Origin of the sequence: Natribacillus halophilus (genome assembly GCF_900100185.1) — a bacterium.
Classification (GTDB): domain Bacteria; phylum Bacillota; class Bacilli; order Bacillales; family Marinococcaceae; genus Natribacillus; species Natribacillus halophilus.
Genome location: NZ_FNEN01000003.1, coordinates 171,127 through 182,447, shown reverse-complemented (window position 1 = coordinate 182,447; position 11,321 = coordinate 171,127). Strand labels below are relative to the sequence as shown.

14 protein-coding genes and 2 pseudogenes are annotated in these 11,321 nt (G+C 41.8%); 13 read left to right on the top strand and 3 right to left on the bottom strand.

The genetic code is table 11. The annotated features are described in order from the left end of the window. Positions 1–91 precede the first annotated feature (91 nt). A pseudogene (locus tag BLS58_RS05320) lies at positions 92–556 on the bottom strand (arsenic resistance protein); the annotation flags it as partial. Positions 557–598: 42 nt separating this feature from the next. Between BLS58_RS05320 and BLS58_RS18325 the strand changes: the two are divergent. The 13 genes from BLS58_RS18325 (at position 599) to BLS58_RS05260 (ending at position 9,141) form a co-directional block, all read left to right on the top strand. After that, a complete protein-coding gene (locus tag BLS58_RS18325; protein ID WP_218126149.1) occupies positions 599–748 on the top strand; it encodes a helix-turn-helix domain-containing protein in 150 nt (49 codons plus the stop codon). A 354-nt stretch (positions 749–1,102) separates the two neighbouring features. Then, on the top strand, positions 1,103–2,077 hold the full coding sequence (gene trxB / locus BLS58_RS05310; RefSeq protein ID WP_090396728.1) for a thioredoxin-disulfide reductase: 975 nt from the start codon (positions 1,103–1,105) through the stop codon (positions 2,075–2,077). Positions 2,078–2,149: 72 nt separating this feature from the next. Next, the gene (locus BLS58_RS05305; RefSeq protein ID WP_090397048.1) at positions 2,150–2,806 is read left to right on the top strand and encodes an ArsR/SmtB family transcription factor; all 657 of its coding nucleotides are present in this window, start codon (positions 2,150–2,152) and stop codon (positions 2,804–2,806) included. A gap of 18 nt (positions 2,807–2,824) precedes the next feature. Next, positions 2,825–3,268: an OsmC family protein gene (locus BLS58_RS05300; RefSeq protein ID WP_090396726.1), complete on the top strand. Its 444-nt coding sequence runs from the start codon at positions 2,825–2,827 to the stop codon at positions 3,266–3,268. A gap of 161 nt (positions 3,269–3,429) precedes the next feature. Continuing rightward, positions 3,430–4,131: a response regulator transcription factor gene (locus BLS58_RS05295; RefSeq protein WP_245723063.1), complete on the top strand. Its 702-nt coding sequence runs from the start codon at positions 3,430–3,432 to the stop codon at positions 4,129–4,131. Positions 4,132–4,134: 3 nt separating this feature from the next. Continuing rightward, a complete protein-coding gene (locus BLS58_RS05290; RefSeq protein WP_090396722.1) occupies positions 4,135–5,487 on the top strand; it encodes a HAMP domain-containing sensor histidine kinase in 1,353 nt (450 codons plus the stop codon). Next, entirely contained in the window at positions 5,484–5,699 is a 216-nt protein-coding gene (locus tag BLS58_RS05285) for a hypothetical protein (protein WP_090396720.1), read from the top strand. The genes BLS58_RS05290 and BLS58_RS05285 overlap by 4 nt, the downstream gene beginning before the upstream one ends. Positions 5,700–5,740: 41 nt before the next feature. Beyond that, positions 5,741–6,460 carry a cytochrome c biogenesis CcdA family protein gene (locus BLS58_RS05280; RefSeq protein ID WP_090396718.1) on the top strand — a complete coding sequence of 240 codons (720 nt, stop codon included), beginning with the start codon at positions 5,741–5,743 and terminating at the stop codon, positions 6,458–6,460. Positions 6,461–6,498: 38 nt separating this feature from the next. Continuing rightward, on the top strand, positions 6,499–7,134 hold the full coding sequence (locus BLS58_RS05275) for a hypothetical protein (protein WP_090396716.1): 636 nt from the start codon (positions 6,499–6,501) through the stop codon (positions 7,132–7,134). After that, a complete protein-coding gene (locus tag BLS58_RS05270) occupies positions 7,134–7,892 on the top strand; it encodes a cytochrome c biogenesis CcdA family protein (RefSeq protein WP_090396713.1) in 759 nt (252 codons plus the stop codon). Before BLS58_RS05275 ends, BLS58_RS05270 begins: the two co-directional genes overlap by 1 nt. An 18-nt stretch (positions 7,893–7,910) precedes the next feature. Then, positions 7,911–8,312, top strand: coding sequence for a peroxiredoxin family protein (locus tag BLS58_RS05265; RefSeq protein WP_342705460.1), 402 nt, complete (start codon positions 7,911–7,913; stop codon positions 8,310–8,312). A gap of 20 nt (positions 8,313–8,332) precedes the next feature. Further along, a complete protein-coding gene (locus BLS58_RS18245) occupies positions 8,333–8,500 on the top strand; it encodes a thioredoxin domain-containing protein (protein WP_342705459.1) in 168 nt (55 codons plus the stop codon). Positions 8,501–8,523: 23 nt separating this feature from the next. Beyond that, a complete protein-coding gene (locus BLS58_RS05260; RefSeq protein ID WP_090396711.1) occupies positions 8,524–9,141 on the top strand; it encodes an SCO family protein in 618 nt (205 codons plus the stop codon). Positions 9,142–9,236: 95 nt separating this feature from the next. Here the strand turns inward: BLS58_RS05260 and BLS58_RS05255 are convergent, their stop codons facing one another. Together BLS58_RS05255 and BLS58_RS05245 are read right to left on the bottom strand one after the other, a co-directional pair. Then, positions 9,237–10,025 carry a C40 family peptidase gene (locus BLS58_RS05255; protein ID WP_090396709.1) on the bottom strand — a complete coding sequence of 263 codons (789 nt, stop codon included), beginning with the start codon at positions 10,023–10,025 and terminating at the stop codon, positions 9,237–9,239. A 206-nt stretch (positions 10,026–10,231) separates the two neighbouring features. Then, positions 10,232–10,820: pseudogene (locus BLS58_RS05245) on the bottom strand (CGNR zinc finger domain-containing protein). Positions 10,821–11,321 lie beyond the last annotated feature (501 nt).

Genomic DNA, 11,321 nt, shown 5'->3' with positions numbered 1-11,321 from the left:
AACTTCCTGATCAATATTGCAAGGTCGAATACTGCCAGGATTAGTTTGTAGTATAAAAAGATAGATGTTATTATATGAACATATGAACATATTAAAGATAGGAAGGAGATCCATAATGTCTCATGATCACCATCATCACAGCAACAGGGGAATTACGTGCAATGACGGTTAAGTTTAGGCTCACTGTATCTTCGTAAGAAAACTTCAATGCTTTTCCAACCGTCTGTGCCACAACAAAGTTAATGACAAAGAAGAGCAAGACAGGAATCATTAATATATAAATGATCTCTAGATTGTTGATCAAATAAGACCCTTCTGAAGCAAACATGGCTGTAATAGCTAATGCTAAAAAAATAATCTGAGCCGAAGAGAAAAAGGGGATCAGTTTATCGTTTAAAAACGTTTGCTTATTCTTTAATAAATAGCGTGTTAAATGAGCCATTGCAAATGGTATAACTAAAACCATGACAATGCTTTCGATAATCGTGGAAGGTGAAACAGCTTCCATTGCGCCTACAAAGATGAATAGATACACGGGTAACAATGTTCTTAGGGTTAGGCTTGCGAGCCGTACACGAAGGTCTACATACTGTCTTGGTTGTGTCTAGGGCATAATAAAAATGTCCATTCGATCACAGAAATTGGTCTAGAAGTAGGATACAGCGATAGTGTCCATTTTTCAACGAAATTTAAAGAGTTAGAAAATCAAACACCAAAGGAATTTCGTAAGAAGTTTCTTAACTCATGATTTTTTGAGGGGTTGGGCAAAAATACCCTAATTGCGACGATGAAAATGATAAAGACTATATGGAAATGATTAATTCAGCTGCTGCTTCCTGAGGCAGGCGATTCGATTCTTTTGTATGGTGGAGCTTATACAATGATTGATTGACAATTAACGAATTGAATATCATGGGAACTATAGCTTAAACCTGTTGTCCATACAAGAGATTAAACAATATAATCCGTTGAGGACGGTACAATTACGAAAGTAGGTAAGTTAACCTCATTGACTTTTTGATAAAAAGGATTTATAATTCAATAATTCAACTAAACAATTGAATAGATTGGATGAGTTCGATTTTAATAGGAGAGGATTCATTTGTCCGAAGAAAGAAAGTATGATGTTATTATTGTTGGTGCTGGACCTGCTGGTATGACAGCAGCTGTTTATGCCTCACGTGCGGATTTAGATACGTTGATGATCGAAAGAGGTATTCCGGGCGGTCAAATGGCTGATACGGAAGATGTAGAGAATTATCCGGGTTATGATCATATTTATGGCGCCGATTTATCCAATAAGATGTTCGAGCATGCGAAAAAGTTCGGTACTGAATATGCTTACGGGAATATTAATGATGTTGAAGATCACGGTGATTATAAACGCGTGATCGCCGGTAATAAAGCATATAAAACACATTCCCTTATTATTACAGCCGGAGCACAATTTAAAAAAATCGGCATTGAAGGTGAGGATGAACTGACAGGGCGCGGTGTGTCCTACTGCGCTGTGTGTGACGGCGCATTCTTTAAAGAGAAAGAACTTATCGTTATCGGTGGCGGGGATTCAGCAGTAGAAGAAGGAATGTATCTCACCCGCTTCGCCAGTAAAGTAATCATTGTGCACCGCCGCGACAAACTGCGTGCACAAAAAATCCTACAGGATCGTGCTTTTAACAACGAAAAAGTTGAATTTATCTGGGATACAGTTGCTAAATCCATCAATGGAACAGACGGCAAGGTGAGCAGTGCCACACTTGAAAATGTCAAAAGCGGTGAAAAATATGACCATCCGATTGATGGGGTATTTATTTACATTGGGTTGATACCACTTAGTGAACCATTTAAATCGTTAGGCATTACAAATGAGGATGGCTATATTCCGACAAACGAACAAATGGAAACGAGTATTCCGGGCATTTTTGCAGCAGGGGATATTCGCGCAAAAGGACTTCGACAGATTGTAACAGCCACCGGCGATGGCAGTATTGCCGCTGAAGCTGCACAACAATATGTCGAAGAAATAAAGGAACATTCAAACAATAGCAGGTTACAAAAGATCGCAGGTACCGTTTAGTTTGACCAAAAGGTTAGTCAGGTTTAATTCAACTATACATCAATATAATTGAATAGGAGGTGTTTTGAAATGGTGGATGAAAGAGATTTAAAAGATTTATTGTATCAAGAATTCGCCCGAATAGGGAAATGCCTGTCCAGTCCGAAACGATTGGAAGTTCTTGATCTTTTATCTCAAGGTCCGAAGTCGGTGGAAGCATTATCGAAAGCAACGACGATGTCTGTGGCGAATGTATCGCAGCATTTACAAACGCTTAATAATGCCAGAATGGTCAAGTTTCGGAAGGAAGGCAATTATGTGATCTATGAATTGGCAGATGACGTCATTTCCGACTTTATTCATTCCCTGCATACATTGTCGGAAAAACAGTTTGCCCAAGTCCAACAAATAAAACAGACGTTTCTAAATGCCAATATGGGCATGGACGGGATTTCGCTTGCAGACCTTAACGATCGTATGGAAAAAGGGGAAGTCTTATTGTTGGATGTCAGACCGAAAGAAGAATATGAAAATGCGCACATTCCGGGTGCTGTTTCCATGCCATTTGAGGAATTAAGGGAAAAACTCTCTTCTTTGCCAACCGACACTGATGTTGTTGCCTATTGCCGAGGGCCATACTGTTTGCTATCGGCAGAGGCTGTAGAGCTTTTACGAAGTAATGGCATCAATGCCTTTCGTTTAGAAAACAGCGTTCAAGATTGGAATGAGTTTCAGGATCATTTACATTAAAGGAGAGTTTTGATAAATATGGCTGATACAAAAACAAACCTAAAGACTGTTTGGAGTGGAGGCGCAAAAGGAAGTGGAAGCATTAAAGTCAATGACCTGGAAACAAACATCGCGATACCCGAATCTTTAGGTGGAAGTGGAGAAGGCGCAGATCCAAAAGAAATACTTTTAACTTCTGCGACAGCCTGCTTCATTATGACACTTACAGGTATGCTTGAAGGAAGAAAGATACCAGTTTCTTCTATAGACGTGGATACAGAATCGATCAAGTCAAAGGAAGAAGGCTTTAAAATCATACATGATACCCGTATTACTGTATCTGCCGATGCAACAGAAGCCCAAATCCAATCAGCTCATAAAACCATTGAGATCGCAGACAACAAATGCGAAGTCGGAAATATGTTGAGAAAAGCAGATGTTCAAATAAAAGCGGAAGGTAATGTATCCATTGAATCGACGTAGAAAGACTGCATAATACTCTTGACCCTGAGGCTGTATCCTATCCGTCTTCAGGGTATCTTTTTATTTTTCAAAGAATGATCAAATTTTAAGCGCCCAGTCTTCACATAAATCACATATTTACTCGTTAAACTGAAAACAGATTAATCATGGGAGGAGCCAAAGTGGCGGAACGTATTCTCATTGTAGATGATGAGCGAAAAATGCGACAGTTGATCGGACTTTATCTGACAAAGGAAGGCTATGAACTTGATGAAGCAAGTTCCGGAATAGAAGCGATACAAATGGCCACCAATCAAAGCTACGATGCCATCATTTTGGATATTATGATGCCGCGAACCGATGGCTGGGAGGTTTGCAGGCACCTGCGTATTGGAGGGTCCCCTATAGGGATTTTGATACTTACAGCGAAAACAGAAGTGGAAGATCGGGTTAAAGGGCTGGATCTTGGGGCGGATGATTATCTCGTCAAACCGTTCGCACCGGAGGAACTCGTCGCACGTGTAAAAGCACTGCTCAGGCGAAAATCCAGCCCTTTAAACGAGGAGCCGGTAGAAATCACAGCCGGTGAATTATTTATTCAACCGGACCGGTACGACGTAAAAGTGGCGGGCCAATCCGTCGAAGTAACTGCAAAAGAATTCGAGATCTTATATTTAATGGCTAACCATCCCGGACGGGTGTATACAAGGGAGAATGTCATCGAGCAGATTTGGTCAATCGAGAGTGAATGGCAAGATCCTCGAACGATTGATACCCATATCAAAAATATCCGAACCAAGTTGAAAAAGGCCGGTCTACCATTTAACCCAATAAAGACCGTGTGGGGAGTGGGATACACATTTAATACAACGGAAGGGACATAGCCGATGAATAGGATTTTTTATAAGCTTGGCGGATCGATCATGATTTTGTTTCTCATTGTCCTGCTTCCGTTAGGTTATGTGATGGTCCAGATTTTTACCAACTATAATGAAGCCCATTTGTACGAAGATACAGAGGAAATGGCTTCTCATTATGCAACCATTCTTGCTGAGGTCGCTAATCCTGACATAGAACCACTTATCCAATCGATGGATCAGGAGACACCTCGAAAGATAATGATCACTGACCCGAGTGGAAACGTTGTCGAAGATTGTGGAATCAGCGGTTTTCATCCCCCTGAACATGATATTGGAACATTTACAGACCCAAATGATCAGCAAGAATATATTTATGCCGGAGAACAAGTGGAGGATGACGATATTGGAGAGGTCTTTGTTTTTTCGCCTTCAGACCTCATGGATCAATCAGCCATTCAAGTACAGCATGCATTGTTTCTATCAGGGATTGGCGCCTTCCTTCTTGCTTTTGGTTTTACGTTTATTATCTCCAGACAATTTTCAAATCCTCTTCAGATGATGGAAGGAGCGGCAAATCAAATGGCGAGGGGGGAGCTAGACGTGGAAGTACCTGTGAAAACGAGAGATGAGGTGGGCTTGCTTTCCCATTCCATGAATGAGTTGGCGCGCGAACTCAAAAGATATCGGAACAATAGGCAGGCTTTTTTTTCGAACGTGTCCCACGAATTACGGACGCCACTGTCTTATATCCAAGGCTATGGTGATGCACTAAAGAAAAGGCTTTATCAGGATGAGACCGAAAAACAACAGTTTATCGATATTATTCATGAAGAAGTGCACCGTGTGAATCGAATGATCCATGATTTATTTGAATTATCCCGAATGGAAGAAGGGCGTTTTCCCTTAAACCTTGAGTTGGTTTATATCAGAGACATCATCCGGCATACAAACACAAAAGTGGCGACCGAAGCAAAGAAAAAGAACACATCCTTGACTGTCGATATAGAAGAAGAGCTTCCTCCCATTGTAGCTGACAGTTTCCGTCTGGAACAGATCTTCACCAATTTGCTTCAAAACGCGGTGAGTTATACGGAAAATGGGCATGTTTGGATCGAGGTATCCTTGAAAGAAGGGAACATCGAAGTAAAAATTTCGGATACGGGAAGAGGCATCGCCGCTGAAGATCTTCCCTACATTTTTGAGCGTTTTTATCGTGGTGAAAAGTCAAGAGCACGTGATTTCGGAGGGACAGGCTTAGGACTGGCCATAGTGAAACAATTAACGGAACTTCAATATGGAAGCATTCAAGCAGAAAGTGTTCCCGGAAAAGGGACGACATTTGTGCTGCAGTTTCCGGAAGCAAAGGAGGGCGATGAATGACTGGAAGGGATTGGTGGGTTGCTTTGGCTGTCATCGCCATCGGATTGCATTGTTTGTGTATGTCCGGGATTATATCTGCCGCGTACAATGTTCCATCTTATTTCCATCTTCTTTTCAACATTAGTCTTTGGATGGGAAAACCATTATTAGCAGGTGTGGTCATCTACGTCCTCTTTTTGTTCATTAGCAAACGTCGCTCAAGAAGAGCGTAAGTGGATGATCATGTCTCAATATAAGAGGAGGGTCTCGTTATATGGATGATGTATCGCTCGGCATCGCTTTTATGGCAGGTCTTATATCTTTCTTTTCCCCTTGTATTTTTCCATTGCTTCCGGCTTATTTGGCTCAATTGACCGGCGCCAATGTATCATCGGGGGCTATCAATGCGGATCGCCGGTTAATTTTTTCCCGAAGCATCGGCTTTATTCTTGGCTTTACGATTATTTTCCTGCTGCTGGGATTATCCTCAACCTTGCTGGGATCATGGTTTAATCAGTACAGTAGCGCCATTATGCAAGTGGGCGGCATCCTCATCATTGTATTTGGATTACAAATGACGGGGCTCATTTCCATTCGCGCCTTGTTTACTGAAAAACGAGTAGCAAAAACCCCGAAAAAAGCTACGAGCTTTTCCGGTTCGGTTCTGTTTGGGCTTGTATTTGCAGCTGGATGGACCCCTTGTATTGGTATCACGCTCGGTTCCATTCTCACCCTTGCGGGCGCATCCGGAACGATGCTCACCGGATCAACCATGCTTTTTGCTTATTCAATGGGACTGGGGTTACCATTCATAGGGATTTCGCTTCTTTATGCGCAATCTTTCCAGAAGCTTAGTTCCATCAATCGTTTTTTACCTGCCATTCAAAAAGGGAGTGGCGTCATTATGATTATCCTGGGTATTCTTCTTTTCACAGGTTATTTCGAGACGATCGCGATGTATTTAGGGCAGTTTGTTCCTTCCTGGATGATATAAACGTTGCTTAAGATGAAAGTAAATGGAGGAAGCGCTTCATGGTGATTACCAGCGCCATCGTATCTATCGGTATCATTATTGCAAGTGTTGCTGTCGGGTTGATTTCCTTTAATTTATTAAGTGATTGGCCGAAAGCAGAAAAGAAAAAACAAATAGAAGCGTTGACGTCACAACTGATTAATTTCGTTATCTTTGTCTGGGTTGGGAAAATCTTGTTGAATCTATCATTATTCATTCAGGATCCCATGGCTGTGCTGGCTTATCCCGGGGATTCGGGCGCATTCTATCTGGCAACGCTGTTCACTGCCATCATCGTTGTTTATAAAACGATACGTCATCATTTGGATATCTTCGCATTTGCTGAAGTGTTTGCGCATGTATTTCTAGTCGCTTCCTTTTTCTATGAATTTATGCAAATGGTCTTGGACAATTCATACTCTCTAGGGTATTTGGTTTTATTGGCCATATTACTCATCATATATTTTTCTATGCGTGAGCATATAACGACGCTCATAACGATATTAGCCGGCTGGACAGCAGGGATGCTGGTATTAACTTTTATTCAACCATTTGTTACCGTATTTGGTTATATGATTGACCCGTGGTTTATCGGTTTGTTTTTCATTGGTTGTTTATCAATCATGTTTTTTAGCAAAAGAAAGTGGGATGCATAATGGGTGCCATTGAAGCAGAAACAATGTTGTTAGTCGGAATGATGTTAGCGCTCGGTGCAGGGGCGTTGTCCTTCCTGTCTCCCTGTGTACTGCCGATCTTTCCTGCCTACATGTCCTACATTACCGGCATTAGTGTGAAGGAATTACAGGGGGATCATGATACAAAAATCCGCGGTCAGCTATTAAGCCATTCAATGTTCTTTTTGCTCGGGGTGTCGCTGGTATTTATCGGCCTGGGGGCTGGGGCTTCCTTTTTGGGACAATGGGTGCAAAATTTATTAATCGGTGATACCGGCCTGTTAATCCAGCGAATTGTCGGGATATTTATCATATTCATGGGGTTGTTTGTTGCTGGATGGATTACGATACCGACACTGATGAAGGAAAAACGTTTACACTATACAAAAAAGCCGGTCGGGTTTATGGGCACTTTCTTCGTCGGATTAGGCTTTGCTGCCGGATGGACGCCTTGTATCGGGCCGATTTTTGGATCCATTTTGCTCCTTGCGGCATCCAATCCGGGTCAGGGTGTGTTCTACACGATGTTTTATGTCATTGGTTTTGCGCTGCCTTTCATTATTTTAACGTTTTTTCTCGGTTCAACGAAATGGATTGTGCGGCACAGCGGGGTGATTATGAAGGTTGGCGGAGCACTTATGGTTATTATGGGTCTGGTTCTATTCTTAGGTTTGATGCCGGCTATTTCCACATTTTTGCTTGATTTAATCGATGATACGTGGATGTCACAACTAGGGTAACTAGAGGAGGGCTTATCAATGAAAAAAGGAATTCTCATTGTCATTGTGATCGGAGCGCTTGGCTGGGCCATCTTTGATTTTGTAATGTCATCGGATGATTCAGCAGAAGAAAATAATACCGTTTTAGATGATAGTGTTCAATCTCCACCTACGGAGGGAGCGGAAGAATCAGATGAATCAGATGAATTTGGATTGGAGGAAGGTGAAATTGCTCCTGATTTCGAGCTAAAAACATTGGATGGTGAAACAATGCGTTTATCCGACTATCGGGGAGAACGGGTAATGCTCAACTTCTGGGCAACCTGGTGCCCACCGTGCCGGGCAGAAATGCCTGATATGCAGAAACTTTATGATGAAGAGGATGTCGTCATATTGGCCGTCAATATGACAGAGACGGAAAATAATCTGGAGGAGGTTTAGACTTTGTAGACGAATTTGATTTGACCTTCCCGATTCCTATGGATGAAGAAGCCGACGTCATGGATGCCTATGAGATTATGGCATACCCGACATCATATATGATTGATTCCAATGGAAGAATACAATTCATGGCACTTGGAGCCATGAACCACGAGCAAATGCTGCAACAGTTGGAAGAGATGGAATAGGGGCAGATGGGGGAAAATCATAAATGAAAAAAATAACCCTTATTTTTGGAACGCTGATGTTGATGACTGGTGGTTGCAGTTGGTTATACGGAACAGGGACCGATGACACCGATTTGTCGGATTCAGAGTTATACGTGAATGACTTTTTCTTTACGAATCAAGATGAGGAAACCGTCACAAATGAAGACTTGGCAGGGGATTACTGGGTCGCCAATATGGTATTTACCCGTTGTCCGACGGTGTGCAATATGATGACGCCAAATATGGCGAGTTTACAAGTGGATCTTCAAGAACAAGGACTGGAGATCCCCATCGTGTCGTTTACTGTTGATCCGGACTTTGATGATCCTGAACAATTACGATCGTATGGGGAGAATTATAACGCTGATTTTGACAGTTGGCATTTTCTCACCGGATATGAACAAGAAGACATAGAAGCGCTTGCGCAACAATCATTTGCAACTGTTGTCGAAGAAGATCCGGAGGCAAACGATATTATTCATTCCACACAGCATTATTTGATTGATCCGGATGGTCAGATCATTCGCCAATATGATGGAATGGAGACGGATACGGTGCCTATTGCTGCAGATATTGAAGCGGCGCAAAGTGACGATTCGCAAAATTTATGGCCATTTTAGCGAACTCTTTCGATAATATGTGATTTTCGTTCCGGTTGGTCTAAAAAAAGCTGTTGCAATGAACTAATCATAGCAACAGCTTATCCTTATTATGATTACTGCATAGATTTAACTCCCAAGAAGTGGTTTTGCCAATAATCACTGGAGATGTCTGCTTCTACAATCCCATCACTTCCTGCGTGAATCATTTGGTCATCTCCGATATATATACCGCTGTGAGAAGCTCCCGATGTCTCATACGTTCCTTCAAAAAAGACAAGATCCCCAATGCTCGGAGACGTTACGTGTTCCCCATCGTTATTCCACATTGCTTCATGGGTTCGGGAAACATCGATGCCATTTTGATCATACACGTAGTTGATAAAGCCGCTGCTATCAAATCCGTCCGGTGTTGTACCGCCCCAAACATAAGGTGTTCCCAGGACACTTTCAGCGGTGGCCACAATTCCCGAGTCAGAGGATGAATCTTGGGTTTGCGACTCACCGTTATCTGATCCTTCTGATGCTGATGCATCACCACTACCTGAATTGTCTGATGATAATGCATCATATGTATTTGGGCCTACTACTCCGTCTATTCCGAGTCCTTGATCACTTTGAAACGCTTCGACAGCATTTTCTGTTTCAGGACCGAATATCCCATCGACTTGAAGAGTGTACCCTTGAGTGCTTAAATCAGATTGTAGTTGCTCCACCTCACTACCTTGGTCATTTCTCAATAGGTAGTTTTGGGAATCCCCTGTGTTTTCCTCGACATTTTGTCCACTAGAATCTTCGTCTCCCGGGGCATATGCGGAGACACTTTCGCTCCACGCCGGTGCAAACATAACCGCCGTTATGAGCGATGAAGAGAAAAGTATTTTGCCAGTTTTTCCAATTGACATGGAATCGTCCTCCCTATATTTGAATTCATAAATCAAGATAACAAGAAAATATGAAGAATATATGGAGTTTCTATTACTGTATGATTACAATATATTTAAATTGAATGAGCCGGGAGGAGGGAGGGAAAGCAATATTTATATAACACTCTCAAAAAACAAATGTGGCAAAAAGTCATGATACGACCAATTGCCATTAACCGCTTCTTTTAATTTTTATTCTTTTTCCTTGCATAAAAATCGGCCGCCTTTTGGCGATTTCCACATAGCTCCATACTGCACCAGCGTCTTTTTCCGGATTTTGATGTATCGACAAAGTAGAGAATACATTCCGGATGTTCGCACTCCCTAATACGGCCGATAGAAGGTACTATCCAATGTGTTAATAATTGAGAAGACAATATTGTAAAGTACATGATCTCTAGCTGTTATTCCTTCGGTTACCAAGTTTAATTTTTCGTGTTTTGGAACAACAGTCAAACTAACCTTTACTTGTTGGACAAGCCTATTTAATTGTTCGGTAGTATCGAGAGATAGTTTTCCTTGTTGTTTTAACTCAGACAGAATCACTTTGCAAAAGTGACGAAGCGAATGAAGCTCTTCAATTAATGGAACAAGCAAATCTTCGTTTTCTAAAGCCAAAGTGTCAGACTCCCGTAATAGGTTATTTTCCACCATCCATTGAAGAGTTCTTGATGGATCCAGGAGGATGTCAACTTCTTGTTTATGGGAGATATACTTAGTATTGACTAGATTAATCCATGTAGCTCCACCTAATATGAAGTGTAATTTATCCATGTATGCTTCACCTCAACAATCGGTTGGAGGCAGCGGGGAGGGAAGGTTTTCTTGCATTAAATTTTTGTGCATTGGTCTGAATCTAGATAAAAGCAAATGGTAAGAAAAGTTCTTACCTACCTTCCCTTCGATTGCATATAAAACGATAGATTTAATCTAGTGGAACGTTTCTTAAGTTCTTTCTTCAATATGGCTAGGATTCTCTAAAAGAAGGGCACTCCACTCCACCGCCCCCCAAAATAGATGAACAACCCCAATGGGGTGTGCAGGGCGTTCCAGTGTCCTCGAAATGGTAAAAATCCCAAATATTAGGTTCATAGCATAGGCGGCTGTAGCATCCACCAAGTGCATCCCAAAGGCTGTTCCCGACTCTTTTTTAGGAGGACTTGTTCGGAAAAGAATTTCTGGCATGGAGCACTAGAGGCTCTGCCAAAATTAAAATAAAACTTTTGGGGGGGATATCACTGAAAAGTGTGTTCCCTATTCTTTAGTGTTCTTACA